General features: G+C 73.9%; 15 protein-coding genes. 5 read left to right on the plus strand and 10 right to left on the minus strand.

The annotated features are described in order from the left end of the window. Positions 1-151 precede the first annotated feature (151 nt). Both AB0K25_RS14155 and AB0K25_RS14160 read left to right on the plus strand, forming a co-directional pair. Positions 152-1783 carry a hypothetical protein gene (locus AB0K25_RS14155; protein WP_255597916.1) on the plus strand — a complete coding sequence of 544 codons (1632 nt, stop codon included), beginning with the start codon at positions 152-154 and terminating at the stop codon, positions 1781-1783. 71 nt (positions 1784-1854) lie between these two features. Then, positions 1855-2739 carry a 3-methyladenine DNA glycosylase gene (locus AB0K25_RS14160; RefSeq protein WP_363820421.1) on the plus strand — a complete coding sequence of 295 codons (885 nt, stop codon included), beginning with the start codon at positions 1855-1857 and terminating at the stop codon, positions 2737-2739. Positions 2740-2892: 153 nt separating this feature from the next. Here the strand turns inward: AB0K25_RS14160 and AB0K25_RS14165 are convergent, their stop codons facing one another. The 8 genes from AB0K25_RS14165 to AB0K25_RS14200 form a co-directional block, all read right to left on the minus strand. Next, entirely contained in the window at positions 2893-4047 is a 1155-nt protein-coding gene (locus tag AB0K25_RS14165; protein ID WP_357534637.1) for a cellulose binding domain-containing protein, read from the minus strand. A gap of 89 nt (positions 4048-4136) precedes the next feature. Then, entirely contained in the window at positions 4137-4535 is a 399-nt protein-coding gene (locus AB0K25_RS14170) for a DUF4180 domain-containing protein (protein WP_219468144.1), read from the minus strand. A 75-nt stretch (positions 4536-4610) separates the two neighbouring features. After that, positions 4611-5036 carry an alternative ribosome rescue aminoacyl-tRNA hydrolase ArfB gene (arfB, locus tag AB0K25_RS14175; protein WP_219468141.1) on the minus strand — a complete coding sequence of 142 codons (426 nt, stop codon included), beginning with the start codon at positions 5034-5036 and terminating at the stop codon, positions 4611-4613. 79 nt (positions 5037-5115) lie between these two features. Next, entirely contained in the window at positions 5116-5979 is an 864-nt protein-coding gene (locus AB0K25_RS14180; RefSeq protein ID WP_219468138.1) for a trypsin-like peptidase domain-containing protein, read from the minus strand. Between the two features lie 57 nt (positions 5980-6036). Further along, on the minus strand, positions 6037-6996 hold the full coding sequence (locus AB0K25_RS14185) for a VWA domain-containing protein (protein ID WP_219468135.1): 960 nt from the start codon (positions 6994-6996) through the stop codon (positions 6037-6039). After that, complete coding sequence (locus AB0K25_RS14190; RefSeq protein ID WP_363820426.1) at positions 6993-7994, minus strand: DUF58 domain-containing protein; 1002 nt, start codon at positions 7992-7994, stop codon at positions 6993-6995. The genes AB0K25_RS14185 and AB0K25_RS14190 overlap by 4 nt, the downstream gene beginning before the upstream one ends. Further along, positions 7991-9040, minus strand: a complete 1050-nt coding sequence (locus AB0K25_RS14195) for an AAA family ATPase (RefSeq protein WP_219468131.1) — start codon at positions 9038-9040, stop codon at positions 7991-7993. The genes AB0K25_RS14190 and AB0K25_RS14195 overlap by 4 nt, the downstream gene beginning before the upstream one ends. Before the next feature lie 233 nt (positions 9041-9273). After that, positions 9274-9795, minus strand: a complete 522-nt coding sequence (locus AB0K25_RS14200; RefSeq protein WP_219468129.1) for a hypothetical protein — start codon at positions 9793-9795, stop codon at positions 9274-9276. Between the two features lie 395 nt (positions 9796-10190). Here AB0K25_RS14200 and AB0K25_RS14205 point away from each other — a divergent pair, with 395 nt between their 5' ends. Beyond that, positions 10191-11126, plus strand: coding sequence for an endonuclease/exonuclease/phosphatase family protein (locus tag AB0K25_RS14205; RefSeq protein ID WP_255599088.1), 936 nt, complete (start codon positions 10191-10193; stop codon positions 11124-11126). 15 nt (positions 11127-11141) lie between these two features. Here the strand turns inward: AB0K25_RS14205 and cimA are convergent, their stop codons facing one another. Next, entirely contained in the window at positions 11142-12725 is a 1584-nt protein-coding gene (gene cimA / locus AB0K25_RS14210; RefSeq protein ID WP_208567269.1) for a citramalate synthase, read from the minus strand. A gap of 287 nt (positions 12726-13012) precedes the next feature. Between cimA and AB0K25_RS14215 the strand changes: the two genes are divergently transcribed. Both AB0K25_RS14215 and AB0K25_RS14220 read left to right on the plus strand, forming a co-directional pair. Continuing rightward, positions 13013-13471, plus strand: coding sequence for a PRC-barrel domain-containing protein (locus AB0K25_RS14215; RefSeq protein WP_219468125.1), 459 nt, complete (start codon positions 13013-13015; stop codon positions 13469-13471). A gap of 112 nt (positions 13472-13583) precedes the next feature. Further along, positions 13584-14339, plus strand: coding sequence for a tyrosine-protein phosphatase (locus AB0K25_RS14220; RefSeq protein ID WP_357534642.1), 756 nt, complete (start codon positions 13584-13586; stop codon positions 14337-14339). Between the two features lie 20 nt (positions 14340-14359). Here AB0K25_RS14220 and AB0K25_RS14225 read toward each other — a convergent pair whose 3' ends face one another. Continuing rightward, on the minus strand, positions 14360-15457 hold the full coding sequence (locus AB0K25_RS14225) for a branched-chain amino acid aminotransferase (RefSeq protein WP_219468119.1): 1098 nt from the start codon (positions 15455-15457) through the stop codon (positions 14360-14362). Positions 15458-15502: the final 45 nt, after the last annotated feature.

A 15502-nucleotide genomic window follows, 5' to 3' on the forward strand; every position in this document is an offset into this window, starting at 1 on the left:
CCAATCTATCCCCCACGGCGGCGTCGCCCGTCGGCCACCGGGAAACGTCGGCGCAGCGTAGGCCATCGGTCGGCGCTGCGGGCGGGGTTCGGGGCTTCGTACCCGCCCGGAGGGTCCCCGCTCCTAACGTCGGCTCCGGAGGTTCGTTGGTATGCCTGCATCGAGACGACACCACAGGGCCCTCGCGGTTTTCGTGAACTGCCTGGGCATTCTCGCCGCCGTACCGGCGCTGCCCGGCACGGACCCCGCGCCCCGCGCGCCGGCGACGACCACCCCGGCCGCGGCCACCCCGGCGACGACCGGCACGCCCGTGGTCCGGGCACCGGCCGCCGAGCCCGCCACCGGGGCGGGACGTACCACGGCACCGGGCCGGGCACCGGCAGCAGACCCGGCCGGCGCGGCGGATCCGGGCCGCGCCCCGGCGGCACGCCGGGGCCGTGAGTTCGACCCGGCGGTCGCCGCACCGGCCCGTCTCGCCGCCTGGGCCACGCCGGTGGCGGCGGCCCGGGAGACACCACCACCGGCGGTACGCCCACGGGCCGCCCCGGCCGCACCCGGGGTGGCGGCCAGCGGCGCGGTCGTGCCGGTCACCCCGACGGCACCCGCCCCGGGGATGACCACCGCCGGCAACCCGGGCGTACCCCGACCGGCTCCGCAGGTCACCGTGGCCGTGGCACCCGCCGCGACGTCGGTGCCGGGCTACCGGATCATGGTGCGCAACACCGGCAGCGCGACGGTGCAGACCATGGTCCGGCAGGAGGTGCCGGCGGGCGCCTCGATCACCGCGGTCAGCGCGGGTGGGCTGGCCACCCGGCCGGGCGGGGCCACCGGCGGCGGGGAGGTCACCTGGCGGCTCGTCGTGCCGGCCGGGTCGACCCGGACCCTGGACACCGCCCTGGCCGCCACCGCGCCGGGCCAGGCGCTGACCGCACCGGCCTGCGCGTACACCAGCGACGGTGACCAGCCGTACGACTGCGCGACCGCCACCTGGCGCAGCGCAGCGGTCCCGGAGGCGGCGGTGCCCGCGACGCCGGCCTGGCGGCAACCGCCGATCCTGCTCGGGGCGGCCGTGGTGGTGCTGGCGCTGCTGGCCGGCGGTTCGTGGTGGTGGCTGCGGGCCCGACGACGGGTGAGCGGTGTCGAGCCGACCGGCACCGCGCCGGTAGCCGCAGGTCACCCGTCGTACGCCGGCGGGCCGGCGGCCCCGGGTGGCGGGACGGTGTACCCGCGCCCCGCCGCCCCGGGACAGCCCGCGCGACGACGTAACCCGTCGGTGTGGCTGGTGGTGGGGGTGGCCGCGACCGTGCTGGCCGGGGTGGTCTTCGCCGCCGCGTGGACGGCCACCCGGGAGGTCGCCGCGATCGACACCACCAAGCAGCCGACCGCCGGGGCCTGGACGGGCACCACCATGTCCGGTGCCGTGGGGACCCCGCTGCGGGAGAAGGCGTTCGAGTTCACCGTCTACCGGGTGGCCTGCGGCACCGCGAACGCGGCGAGCCAGCAGTGCCAGGCCACGGTCGGGGTCCGCAACGTCACAGCGGAGCAGCAGAGCTGGCACGGTCAGCTCCAGCGGGCGTACCTGCCGGGGGGCACCTGGGTCAGCACCGACGAGGACGCCACCCGGCTGGCGAACCTGGGGCGGGACGTCTTCGCCCAACCCGTGTCGGCGGGCAGCCGGGTGGTGCTGCCGCTGGTCTTCACCGTGCACGGGATGCAGAAGCCGGAGCAGTTGGAGCTGCGCAGCGGGGTGTTCTCCGCCGGTGTCCGGGTGGACGTGCCCTGACCCGGCGGGACACGCCGGACGGCAGCGACGTGCGCTGACCGGGGGCGGGCGGCGGTCGTACCCTGGTGGGTGTGACCGCCGCCCTCGCACCCGCCGCTCTCGACGCGGCCGACTGGCGGGCCCGGCGGGCGGCCCACGAGGCGCGGGTGGCCGGCTGGCTGGACCCGCACCTGGCCCGGCGTCGCACCGGCGGCCGGCACCCGGTGGAGGACTTCCTGTTCACCTACTACTCGCACCGCCCGGCGCAGCTGCGCCGCTGGCATCCGGGTGCGGGGGTGCTGCTGCGCGACGCGGACCCGGCCGAGTTCGGCCGGGACTACCGCGCCGGCCCCGCCGGGGTCACCCTCGACACCGACGGGGTACGCGACCGCCGCGCCGACTCGATCGCCTGGATCAGGGGTCTGCTGGCCGCGACCGCCGGCCGGCCGGCGCACCTGGGCTGCTTCGGGATGCACGAGTGGGCGATGGTCTACCGGCAGACCCAGGAGGAGGTACGGCACAACGCCTGGCCGTTGCGGCTCAGCCCGGACGACACCGCCGCCGTGGTACGCGAGCGGGGCGTGCGGTGCAGCCACTTCGACGCGTTCCGGTTCTTCACCGCGCCGGCCCGGCCGCTGAACCTGCTCCAGCCCACCCGGGAGACCCAGCACGCGCTGGAGCAGCCGGGCTGCCTGCACGCCAACATGGATCTCTACAAGTGGGCGTACAAGCTCTCCCCGCTGGTCGCCTCGGAGCTGGTCGCGGACTGTTTCGCGCTGGCCCGGCAGATCCGGGCGCTGGACATGCGGGCCAGCCCCTACGACCTGGCGGCCCTCGGCTATCCCCCGGTCCGGGTGGAGACCCCCGAGGGCCGGGCCGAGTACGCGGCGGCGCAGCGGGGTTTCGCCGAGCAGGCCGCCGTGCTCCGCGCCCGGCTGCTGGCCGCCCTGGACCTCGCCGGGGCTGTCCACAGCTGACCGTCCGACGCGTGCCTCGACTGCCGGCTGCCCGCCCGTCTCCTGCGTGATCACGCTCGAACCACGAAGTAGTGGCCTCCGTCGTCCGGGAGGCCACTACTTCGTGGATTCAGCACGATGTTGCGGGTGTTCTTCGGCGAACGGGTGGGCCGGTCAACTGGCGGTGCAGGTCGCCGTGGGGGCGGTGGCGGTGCCGGTGTGGGTGCCGAGGAACCCGAAGGTGGCCTCGGCTGCCGGGGCCAGCGCGCCGTTCCAGTTGACGTTGCGGGCGGTGACCGCGCTGCCGGTCTGGGTCAGCTCGGCGTTCCAGGTCTGGGTGATCTGTTGCCCGGCGGGCAGAGTGAAGGTGACCCGCCAGCCGGTGGTCCGCACGGTGCCGGTGCTGCGCACGGTCACCTCACCCTGGTGCCCGCCCTGCCACTGGTTGGTGATCCGGTAGCTGGCGGTGCAGGCGACGCCCGCCGGCGGCGAGGTGGTCGGCGGGTCCACCGTGGGTGACCCGGTGGGGCTGACCGTGGGGCTCGCCGTCGGGGTGGGCGGGGTGGTGGGGCTGACCGTCGGGGTGGGCGAGGCGGTCGGGGTGGTGCCGCCGAGGGCGGCCACCAGCGCCGGGTACCACCGGTCGGACATCTTCTGGTCGCCGGCCGCGTTGGGGTGCACCCCGTCGTAGGTGTCGGTGCTGGTGCTGAATCCGGTCCACTGGTCGACCACCACGATCGGCGACGCGGCGGTGGTCTTCCCCGCCGCCCAGCCGTCGATCACGGCGTTCAGGGCCACCGCCCGCTGCCCGCACTCGGCGCAGCTCGACGGGGCCATCGGGATGATCTTCGCGACGATGATCCGCATCGCCGGGTTGCTGGCCCGCATCTGGTCCACCAGCTTGGAGTACGCGGCCAGGATGGTGGCCGGTGCGATGTTGCTCCACACGTCGTTGGTGCCGAAGTGCATCAGCACGACGTCGGGGCGGGTGGCGGCGAGCCAGCCGGGCAGCAGGTTCTGGTTGGCGACGTTCGTCACCAGGTAACCGCCGTGGCCCTCGTTGTCCCCGTCGTACGGCTGGCCGCAGCCCTGCGGGCCGAGGGTGCCGACGAAGTCGACGTCGGTGTGACCGGTGGACTGGAGACGGTTCCAGAGGATGGACCGCCAGCAGCCGGGCGAGCCGGTGATCGAGTCGCCGAGCGGCATGACACGGACCGGGGTGGCAGCGGCGGGCCGGGCCGGGGTGGCGGCGACCAGCCCGACGAGCAGGGTGAGGGGGACCGCCGCGAACGCGGCGAGCAGGGCGGAGAGGAACGGCCTTCGGAGCATGGTGAGGGGACTCCTGTCACGTGACGACGTGCGGTCGGTGACGGCCCGGTTTGCTCCCACGGACATCCCAGCAGACCGGGTGCCCCGACTCAACGCCCTCCCGCATCCTGGCGAAGCGCTTCGACGCGCAGCCGCTCCTCCAGCGCGGCCAGGGTGTCGACGAACCACAGCTGGCCACCCCGGTTGGCTTCGACGACGAAGTCACGCAGCGCGGTACTCCGTGTGACGTGCCCGGAGATGTCACCGACCACGGCCAGCCGCAGCCGGTAGTTGACGAACTTCTGCACCACCTCGCCCGCCACCCCGGTGCGCAGCGTGAAGAACTCGACGGCGAGCCGGCGTACCGGCAGCACCACCAGGCCGACCCCGTGGCCCAGGGCCGCGCCGATCACGCCGGTGGCGTCGTCGCCGCCGCAGATCCTCGGCCCGTCGGCGGCTCCGGCGAGCGCGGTGGTGCCGGCGAGGGTGACCAGGGTGTCGGTGGACATGCCCGCCAGCCTAGGCAGCGCCGGGCCACACCGGCCCGGGTTTCGCCGTGCACGGCCGGTTCCGGTGGGGGCGGCTCAGTCCCCGTCGGCGCGGCGGTCCCGCTTGCGCTGCGACTGCCGCTTCTTGTCGGCGAGACGGCGTTCCTTGGCACCCCGCGAGGGCCGGGTGGGACGGCGGGGCGGTGGCGGTGGGGCGACGGCGGCGCGCAGCAGCGCCGCGAGGCGTTCCCGGGCCGCCTCCCGGTTGGCCAGTTGCGCCCGGTGCTCGCTCGCGGCGATGGTGAGCACCCCGTCGACCAGCCGGCCGGCGAGCCGCTCCAGCGCCCGTTCCCGCAGCACCGGGGGCAGGCTGGTGGTGCCGGCCAGGTCGAAGCTCAGCTCGACCCGGGAGTCGGTGGTGTTGACACCCTGCCCGCCGGGCCCGGACGAGCGGGAGAACCGTTCCCGCAGCTCGGCGGCGGGCACGGTCCACCGATCGGTCACCCGCAGTCCGTCGTCCACCCCGCGAGGCTAACGCCCCCGCCCGACGCCGCGCGGCGCGGTCACCGGGGCCGCGGCCCGCCGGACCCGCACGGGAGGCTCAGCCGCCCTTGCCGATGATCGTGTCGGCGGTCTGCTGCACCTGGTCGATGGGGATGGCGAAGCCGATGCCGATCGACCCGCTGCCGTCGATGGTGGCGATCGCCGTGTTCACCCCGACCACCTCGCCCCGGGCGTTGACCAACGGGCCACCGGAGTTGCCCGGGTTGATCGACGCGTCGGTCTGCACCGCGCTGCGCCGGTTGGTGCCCAGTCGTACCTGCCGGTTGAGGGCGCTGACGATCCCGGCGGTCACCGTGCCGGCCAGGCCGAGCGGCGAGCCGACCGCGAGCACCGGCTCACCGACGCGGGTGGACCGGGGCTTGGCCAGGGGCAACGGGGCCAACCCGGCGGCCGACGGCACCTTCAGCACGGCCAGGTCGCTGCCGGGTTCCCGGCCGACCACCTCGGCGGCGTACCGGCGGCCGTCGGGCATCTCCACGGTCACCGCGCCACCACCCCCCTTGGCCAGGATGTGGTCGTTGGTGACGATGTGCTGCTCGTTGTCGATGGCGAAGCCGGAACCGGTCGCCGACTGCCCGGTGGCACCCCCGCCGACCAGCACGGACACCACCCCGGGGACGGTCTTCTGGGCGGCGGTGACCAGTTCCGCCGGCACCGGGGCGGCGGAGGCCGCCGTCGGGCCCGCCCCGCCCTGGCCGGCCACCCAACCGCCGGCCGCCGCCCCGGAGACGGTGGACAGGGCGACCACCGCCACGGCGGTCCACAACCGACCACGCCAGCGCCGCCGGGACGGGTCCTCCCCCGGATCCGGTACGTCCCACCGGTGCCGGCCGTCCGGCCCCAGGTCGGGTGAGAGGAACCAGGGACCCCGGGGTTCCCCCAGACCGGTCTGTACTGCCATACGTCCGCTCCTCACTGTTGCGACGGATCAGGGGCAGGTGGGCCCGCGTCGTCCCCCTCAGGGCAGGCGGGAGAACCAGCGCATCGACCCGGCCGCCGCCCCCATGGCGAAGACCAGCCCGAGCCCGATGAACCGGGCGGAGATGTCCTGACGTTCCTTGCGGTAGCCGACGGACGAGCCGATGTCCTCGTAGACGTCGCGCAGTTCGGCGCTGCTGCCCGCCTCGTGGAATCCGCCCCCGGTCTGGTCGGCGACCGCCCGCAGGGTCTGCCCGTCGACCGGCACCTGGATCGGGCGGCCACCCCGGTCGACGAACCCGCCCGGGGTGCCGAACGAGATGGTGTGCACCGGCACCTTCGCCTCGACGGCCGCCGAGGCCGCCTCCATCGGGTCCGCGCCGGAGGTGTTCGCCCCGTCGGAGAGCAGGATGACCCGGGCCGGCGGCGGTTGCTTGGCCGCCTTGTCGTCGAGGCTCTTGACCGCGCCGAGACAGGCGCTGATCGCCTCGCCGATGGCGGTGCCCTGCACCCCGGTGATCCCCTCGGCGAGCCGGTCGATCCCGTCGTGCAGGGCGCCCCGGTCGGTGCTCGGCGGCACCAGCACCGCCGCGCTGCCGGCGAAGGCGACAAGTCCCACGTTGAATTCGTCGGGCAGCCCGTCGACGAAGGTCCGGGCGGCCTCCTTGGCGGCGGTCAACCGGTCCGGTTCGACGTCGGTGGCGAGCATCGACGTGGACACGTCCACGGCGACCATCACGGTGGCCCGCTCGCGGGGCACCCGTACCTCGGCGGTGGGCCGGGCGAAGCCGACCACCAGCAGCGCCAGCATGGCCAGGAAGAGCCCGGCGGGCACGTGCCGCCGCCAGGCGGGCCGCTGCGGGGCGACCCGGTCGAGCAGTCGCAGGTTGGTGAAGCGGACGGCGTACCGGCTGCGTCGGCGCTGCGCCAGCAGGTAGCCGGCGGCCAGCGCGACCACCCCCAGCAGCAGCAGGAGCCGGACGGGTGACTGCCAGTTCACGCGAGACCTCCCCGGGAGGCGGCGGGCGCGGCCGCCAGCCGACGCTGGGTGTGCACGTGCCGCACGATGTCGGCGGTCCAGTCCCGGTCGGTACGCAACGCCAGGTGACCGGCTCCGCTGCGGCGCAGCGCGCGGGCCACCTGGGCGCGTTGCGCGGTGGCGGCGTCGGCGTACCGGCGGCGTAGCCCCGGGTCACCGGTCCACACCTCGCGCCGCCGGCCGGTCTCCGGGTCGACCAGGGTGATCAGGCCGACGTCGGGCAGCTCCAGTTCGCGGGGGTCGGTCACCTCGACCGCGAGCACCTGGTGCCGGGCGGCGAGCCGGCGCAGCGCCGGTTCCCAGGGTGCCGGGGTGTCGTGGTCGTCGGGGAGCCCGTCGAGGAAGTCGGAGACCACCACCACCAGCCCCCGCCGTACGGCGGTCCGTTGCACCGCCGCGAGGGCTGCGGCCAGGTCGGGGCCGACCGGCGGGGTGGCCGGTGGCTCGGCGTCCGCCCGGGGGGCGTGCAGCAGCGCACGGAGCAGGCTCAGCAGGTGGGTACGCCCACTGCGGGCGGGGAACCGGCGCAGCCCGTCGGTGCCGAGCACCTGTGCGCCGAGCCGGTTGCCGGTGCCTGCGGTGAGGAACCCGATCGCGGCGACGGCCGCCACGGAGAGTTCCCGTTTGTCCAGCTCGGCGGTGCCGTACTCCATGCTGGGGCTGGCGTCGACCAGCAGCCAGGTGGTCAACTCCCGGTCGGCGTCGACCTCGCGGACGTGCGGGACGGTGGTGCGGGCGGTGACCGCCCAGTCGATCCGGCGTACCTCGTCCTCGCCGGGGCGGTACTCGCGGCTGCCGGCGATCTCGCTGCCGGGGCCGGGCAGCAGGCCACGCAGCTGGCCCTGGAGCAGCCCGTCCAGTCGGCGGGTGACGGTCAGTTCGAGGCGGCGCAGCCGCTGTTCGGGGGCGAGGTCGGCCAGGGTCGGGCCGGCGGGTGCCGGGGCGGTCCGGGGTCTCACGCCGCCGCCAGGTCGGGCGTGTACTCGGGGTGGCCGGTGGCGAGCACCGGGGGCGGCACCGCCTGGACCAGCCGGTGCACCACCGCCTCGGCGCTGACCCCGTCGGCGACCGCGTCGAACGAGAGCACCAGCCGGTGGGCGAGCACGTCGACGGCGAGTTCGCGGACGTCCTCGGGGAGCACGTACTCGCGGCCCCGCAGCAGCGCCTGGGCGCGGGCGGCGGCGACCAGGCCGAGGGTGGCCCGAGGGCTCGCCCCGTACGCCAGCAGCGGGGCGATCTCCGGCAGCCCGAAGCGGCCCGGGTCGCGGGTGGCCAGGATCAGCCGGACCACGTACTCGGCGAGCGCGTGGTGCACGAAGACGTGGGCGGCCCGGCGCTGGTAGTCGCGCAACCGGACCGGGTCGAGCACCCGACGGGGGCGGGGCCGGTCGCTGCTCATCCGGTAGAGGATGGCCAGCTCGTCGGCGTCGCCCGGGTAGTCGACGACGATCTTCATGAGGAACCGGTCGCGTTGTGCCTCGGGGAGCTGGTAGACCCCCTCGGACTCGATCGGGTTCTGGGTGGCCAGCACCAGGAACGGCTCCGGCACCGGCCAGCTCCGGCCGCCGATGGTGACCTGCCGTTCGGCCATCGCCTCCAGCAGCGCGGACTGCACCTTGGCCGGGGCCCGGTTGATCTCGTCGGCGAGCACCAGGTTGGCCATGATCGGGCCCAGCTCGACGTCGAACTTCTCGGTCGAGGCGCGGTAGATCCGGGTGCCGACGATGTCGGAGGGGACCAGGTCGGGGGTGAACTGGATGCGGGTGAAGGTGCCGCCGACGACGGTGGCGAGGGTCTGCGCGGCCAGCGTCTTCGCCACCCCGGGCACCCCTTCCAGGAGGCAGTGCCCGTCGGCGATCAGCGCGGTGAGCAGTCGTTCGACGAGCCGGTCCTGCCCGACGATCACGCGTCTGACCTCGAAGAGGGTCTGTTCCAACTCGGCGCCTGCCGCGTCGGCTTCGACCGGGCTGGGCAGGCTGGCCAGGGTGTCCGAGATGTCCGTCACGGTGCTTGCTTCCCGGGGCGGTGGGTAGGCAAACGTCGGAATTTCCGCCCCTGGCAGGCCCTTTCCCGGCCGGACCGGGACGACCCGCCCGTAGGGGCGGCAACACCGTGGGACGGCAGGACCGGTACGTCAGGTGCCGCGCGTCGACCCCCGCCCGGCGGCGGGAAACCTGCTCCACAACGGACGGTGCCGACCCCCGGGCTGGGGGCCGGCACCGTCGACGCGGCCGCGCGTCAGTTGGCGACGAACAGGTGGAACGGCTTGTTCGAGGCCGATCCGCCGGAGCTGTACGTCTGGATGAAGACGCCGTTCGGGGTCTGGTTGCGGGGCGCGACCGAGATCTCACCGGCCGGCGGCACGTTGAACTGGTCGTTGGTGCCGATGGTGGCCTGGAACGCCTTCCCGACCACGCTGTAGTCGAGCAGCACCTGGTACTGGCCGGTGCCGTACTTGGTCGCCGAGACGACGTTGGCCGAGTGCTGGAGCAGGGTGCCGCCGCTGGTGACGACCGCCCAGGCGACCGAACCCGCAGCCGGCGGGGCGAGCGAAACCTTCAGCGCGGCGCGGGCCTGCTTGGCTTCGGCTGCCGTCACCGGCGGCTGACCGGTGGCACCGGCCAGCCGGGCCCCCGGCTGAGCCACCTCGGCCGGGGCCTTGGTCGTGGGCTGGGCGGCGGCGATCCCGCCGCCGGCCAGGGTGAGCGCCAGGACGCCGAGCGTCACCGCCGCCGCCTTACGCCTGAAGAATGTGGCCATGACAGGTCTCCCTCTTGTGACCGTGGCGATACGGCCGGCCCACCGTTCGGAGAGCCGGATGGGTCTGGTGCGGACGGGCCGGAAATGACGCGGACAGAAGAGCTCCATCCGCGTCGGAAATGTTGACCGATCAACACTCCCGACCGGCCTGAGCTGGGATTACTACGCTCTGTTGTGGCACCTCAACGAGGAGGAACCTAACACCGACAAAAGCGGAGCGTCAATAGCGGACCAACCCGTTTTGCCATCTCGAAAACGATGTTGAAAATTGCGAAAGATGAACTCTCGACCATTCACGAATGGGTGCCGGGGCGCTGCGGACGGCGTCGGTCACTAGGCTGACCGCCGTGCTCACGAGCCTGACGCCGCCCACCACCCGTCGCCCCGCAGCCACCCTGCTCTGCTGGCTGGCGGTGGCCCCCGGCCTCGCCTGGGCGGTGGTCCGCCTCGCCGGGCTGGACCGGGGCCCGCTGGTGCAGGCGCTCGCGTTCACCCCGTACGTGGCGGGGTGGAGCCTGCTGGTGTTGACGCTGACCCTCGCCCTGCGACGCCGGTGGCCGGCGGTGGCCGCGGCGGTGGCGGCACTGGCCCTGGTCGGGGCGGTGGCACCCCGCGCCCTGCCCACCGGGCAGCCGACGGTCGACGGGCCCGAGCTGCGGCTACTCACCGCCAACCTGCTCAAGGGCGGCGCCGACGCGGCCACCCTGGTCGAGCTGGTCCGCCGGCACCGGGTGGACGTGCTCACCGTGCAGGAGTTCACCCCGGCGGCGCGCGACGCCCTCGACCGGGCCGGCCTCGCCGGCCTGCTCCCCCACCGCCAGCTCAACCCGGAGGTGGGCACCACCGGCTCCGGGCTCTACGCCCGTTTCCCGCTCTCCGACGGCGGCTTCCGCCGCAACGCCGGCTTCGCGTTCACCCAGGCGTACGCGACGGTGGCGGTGCCGGACGCACCCCCGCTGCGAGTGGAGTCGGCCCACCCGGCGGCACCCTGGTCGGTCGAGGTGGTCGGCGAGTGGCGCACCGACCTGGCCGGCCAGCCGCGCGCCACCCCCGACGGGCAGCTCGGCATCCTCGCCGGGGACTTCAACGCCACCCTCGACCACGCCCCGCTGCGCGCCCTGCTGGCCAGCGGCTACGTGGACGCCGCCGACGCCGTCGGGGCCGGCCTGGTGGGCACCTGGGGCCCGTACGACGGCACCCCGATCCCGCCGGTGACCATCGACCACGTCCTGGTCGACCGCCGGATCGCCGTCAGCGCGGTCACCGTCCACCGGGTGCCCGCCACCGACCACCGTGCCGTGCTGGCCACCCTGCGGCTGCCCACCCGCTGAGGCCGGGGCGGCGGCTCAGACCCGGGCCCGGTCCAGGCCGTAGGTGAGGGCGTCGACCAGGGCGTGCCAGGAGGCTTCGACCACGTTGGGGTGCACACCGACGGTGGTCCAGTCGCGGCCGGTCCCGTCGGCGGTCTCCACCAGCACCCGGGTCACCGCCCCGGTGCCGTGGGTGCCCTCCAGGATGCGCACCTTGTAGTCGGCCAGCTCGAAGTGGCGCAGCTCCGGGTAGTACCGCAACAGCCCGACCCGCAGCGCCTCGTCGAGGGCGTTGACCGGTCCGTTGCCCTCGGCGGTGGCGATCACCCGCTCACCGCGTACCCGGATCTTCACGGTCGCCTCGGAGACCACCGCACCGTCCTCCCGGTGCTCCACCAGCACCCGGTACGACTCCAGCGCGAACGGTCGCACCGGGGCGGCGTCCGGCAGCTCGGAACGGACCAGCAGCTCGAACGACGCGTCGGCGGCCTCGAACGACCAGCCGCCCGCCTCCAACTCCTTGACCCGGGTGGTCACCTTCGACACGGCGTCCGGATGGCCGGCCAGGTCAAGACCCAGCTCGCGGCTCTTCAGCTCGATGCTGGCCCGGCCGGCCATCTCGGTCACCAGGATCCGCATGTCGTTGCCCACCACCGACGGGTCCACGTGGTTGTAGAGCAACGGGTCGACCTTGATCGCGCTCGCGTGCAGCCCCGCCTTGTGGGCGAAGGCGGCGGCCCCGGCATACGCCTGGTGGGTGTCGGGGGCGATGTTGGCGATCTCGGCGATGGCGTGCGAGACCCGCACCATCTGTTCCAGGCAGCCGTCGGGTAGGACGGGCAGCCCGAGCTTGAGTTGGAGGTTCGCCACGACGGCGAAGAGGTCGGCGTTGCCGGGGCGTTCGCCGTACCCGTTGGCGGTGCCCTGGACGTGCCGGACCCCGGCCTCGACGGCCGCGATCGTGTTGGCCACCGCGCAGGCGGTGTCGTTCTGGGCGTGCATGCCGAACAGCTCCGGGGCGATCCCGGTCCGCGCGGTCAGGTCGGCGATCGCGGCGGTCACCCGGGACGGGAGCATCCCGCCGTTGGTGTCGCAGAGCACGAACCGTTCGGCCCCGGCGGCGAGCGCGGTCTCGACCACCGAGGCGGTGTACGCCGGGTCGTGCCGGAACCCGTCGAAGAAGTGCTCACCGTCGACGAAGACCCGCCGCCCCTGCGCGACCAGGTGGGCGACCGTGTCCCGGACCATCGCCAGGTTCTCCGCGCCGGTGGTGCGCAGCGCGCGTTCGACGTGCCGGATGTCGGCCTTGGCGACCAGGGCGACGGCCGGGGTCTGCGCGTCGAGCAGCGCGCGCACCTGCGGGTCGTCGGCGACGGCGATCCCCGCCTTGCGGGTGGCACCGAACGCGACCAGCAGGGCGTGCCGCAGGTCCAGCTCGGTGCGGGCGCGGCGGAAGAACTCGGTGTCCTTCGGCACCGCGCCCGGCCACCCGCCCTCGATGAAACCGACGCCGAACTCGTCGAGCAGCCGGGCCACCGCCAGCTTGTCGATCACCGAGTAGCTGAGCCCCTCGCGCTGGGCGCCGTCGCGCAGCGTGGTGTCGTAGACCTGGAACGTCATCGCGAGTCCCTTTCTTCGGACCGTCGAACCTTGCGGGGGGCAACAAAAAGACCCCCCGCGGATGCGGGAGGTCTGCGCGCTCGGCGGAGGGGAGGCCGGCGCGCTAGCTGCCAATAATGCGGGCGGAGCTGGTCACGGTGGCCACTCTGCCACTCCCACCCGAATCTGGGAGACAGAATCCACATCCCGGGACGGGATGTGTGGGACGTCTCCCCTCGGGTACCCCAGATGCGGACACGAAGCGCTTTTCTCCGATAACGACTACCACAGTCGAGGCAGGAGTTCCGATGGACAGGCTCGATCCGCACACCGCCCACGGCACCACGGACCCGATGGTCGACGACGGTCAGGGCGCGATCGCCGGCGGCGCCCCCGGTGGGGCGTTCAACCCGTGGAGCTACCGCGACGAGGCCGGGGTCACCGACGCCGACCTGGTCGGCTACAAGGTCGAGGCGACCGACGGCGGCATCGGCAAGATCGACGAGGCGAGTCACGAGGTCGGCGGCAGCTACCTGGTCGTCGACACCGGGCCGTGGATCTTCGGCAAGAAGGTGATGCTCCCCGCCGGCACCATCAACCAGGTCGACCACGACGACCGCAAGGTCCACGTCGACCGCACCAGGGACCAGATCAAGGCCGCCCCCGAGTACGACGAGACCAGCCACAGCGACCCGGCCTACCGGGACAAGCTGGGCGGCTACTACGACGACACCTACGGCAACCTCCCCCCGGGCACCGCCCGGTAGGCGACAGGCGGGCGGTCCGACGCACCGGCAGACCCCGGACACCAGACCCGTCGATCGACGACGACGGCCGGCGGGGCGGCATCCACGCCCCGCCGGCCGTTACCGTGTCCGGGTGAACCCCACCGAGGACAGCCGCCGTATCCCGTTCTCCGCGATGTTCAACTTCCGCGACGTCGGCGGCTATCCCGGCCACGACGCCCGGACCGTCCGCTGGGGGCGCCTCTACCGGTCGGACTCCCCACACCGCATCGACGGCACCGACCGGGAGGCGTTCAGCGCCCTCGGCATCCGCACCGTGATCGACCTGCGCCGCCCGACCGAGGTGGACCGGGACGGCCGGGTGCCCGACCTGGACGGCCTGGCCTACCGGCACATCCACCCCGAACACGCCGACTGGGCGCTGACCCGCCACGAGCCGGAGTCCAGCCTGGCCCGCTACCTCGCCGACCGCTACGCCGACCTCGCCGAGACCGGCACCGCCGGGCTGGCCGAAGCCGTCGGCCTGATCGCCGACAGCGCCAACGCCCCCGTCCTGGTGCACTGTGTGGCGGGCAAGGACCGCACCGGCATCGTCTGCGCGTTGACCCTGGCGGTGCTCGGCGTCGACGACGACCGCATCGCCGAGGACTACGCGCTGAGCAGCGAGGCGTCCCAGCGGTTCAGCGCCTGGCTGGCGGCGTCCATGCCGGAGGCCGAAGCACCGCCCGCGCCCTTCCTGGGCTCCCCCGCCGAAGCGATGTCGCTCTTCCTCGTCGAGCTGCGCCGACGGCACGGCTCGGTCGAGGACTACCTGCGCCACGCCGGCGTCACCGACGCCCAGCTCGCCGCCCTGCGCGACCACCTGCTGGAGCCGCCCACGCCGCAGTGACCCCCTCGGGGGGCCGCCGGTCAGCTCAGGTGCGTCACCCAGCCGTGCGGGTCGGGGGCGTCGCCGCGCTGGACCGCCACCAACTGCTCCCGCAGCGCCGAGGTGGACCGGCCCGGCTCACCGCCGCCGATCACGAACTCGCCGCCGGGGTGCCGCACCCGGGCGACCGGGGTGATCACCGCGGCGGTGCCGCAGGCGAAGACCTCACTCAGCCGGCCGCTCTCGGCGTCGGCCTGCCACTCGTCGAAGCTCACCCGGCGTTCGACGACCCGGTGCCCGGACGCGGCGGCCAGGTCGAGCAGCGCGTCCCGGGTGATGCCCGGCAGGATCGTGCCGGTCAACGGCGGGGTGACCAGGGTGTTGTCGTCATAGACGAAGAAGACGTTCATGCCGCCGAGTTCCTCGACGTAGCGGCGCTCCACCGCGTCCAGGAAGACCACCTGGTCGCACCCGGCCTCGATCGCCTCCGCCTGGGCGGACAGCGACGCGGCGTAGTTGCCGCCGCACTTGGCCGCGCCGGTGCCGCCGGGGGCCGCCCGGGTGTAGTCCGGGGAGACCCACAGAGTGACCGGCTTGACCCCACCGGCGAAGTACCCGCCGGCCGGCGAGGCGATGACGCAGTAGAGGTATTCGTTGGCCGGGCGGACACCGAGGAAGGCCTCGCTGGCGAACATGAACGGCCGCAGGTAGAGGCTGGTGTCGGCGCCCTCGGGGATCCAGTCCCGGTCGATCTCGACCAGCTTGCGCAGTGACTCGACGAACAGCTCCGCCGGCAGCTCCGGCATGGCCAGCCGCCGGGCGGAGGCGATGAACCGGGCCGCGTTGGCCTCCGGGCGGAACATGGTGATCGAGCCGTCAGCCGTCCGGTAGGCCTTCAGCCCCTCGAAGATCTCCTGCGCGTAGTGCAGGACGGCGGTGGCCGGGTCCATCGGGATCGGCGCGCGGGCCTCGACCCGGGGGTCGTACCAGCCCTTGCCGTCGGCGTACCGGATGGTGACCATGTGGTCGGTGAAGACCCGGCCGAAGCCGGGGTCGACCAGCAGGGCGGCCCGTTCGGCGGCGGATACCGGCGCGGGATTCGGACGGATCTCGAAATCGAGCATGTCACCACCGCTCATCGCGCTGACCTCCCTGCGGGTTGACGGCACGCGGGAACCACGCAC

Source organism: Micromonospora sp. NPDC049257, assembly GCF_040678915.1.
Classification (GTDB): Bacteria; Actinomycetota; Actinomycetes; order Mycobacteriales; family Micromonosporaceae; genus Micromonospora; species Micromonospora antibiotica.